Source organism: Streptomyces sp. XY431 (assembly GCF_001279805.1).
In the GTDB taxonomy this organism is placed as follows: domain Bacteria; phylum Actinomycetota; class Actinomycetes; order Streptomycetales; family Streptomycetaceae; genus Kitasatospora; species Kitasatospora purpeofusca.
The window spans coordinates 1-222 of sequence record NZ_LGDO01000443.1; the positions used below are offsets into that span (position 1 = coordinate 1).

1 protein-coding gene is annotated in these 222 nt (G+C 72.1%); it reads right to left on the reverse strand.

What is annotated here, in order from left to right; genetic code table 11:
• Window positions 1-222: hypothetical protein (locus ADK60_RS28240; RefSeq protein WP_159400624.1), on the reverse strand; the 222-nt coding region annotated here is incomplete at both ends.

Sequence of the window (222 nt, forward strand, 5' to 3'; positions counted from 1 at the left end):
GCTCGACACCCTCCGACACCACCGCCACCGCATCCGGCGTCCGCGCCACCTGCTCCGCGAACAACCCCGGCAACGTCCACGGCTCGACCTCGACCGCCGCCCCGCTCCACTCGTCCACGATCCGCCGGCGCTCGTCCGCACCCAGCAGATCCACCGCCGACAACCGCGTCAACGGCTCAGCGACAACCCGCTCGACCACCCGCACCAGCCAACCCGCGAAAC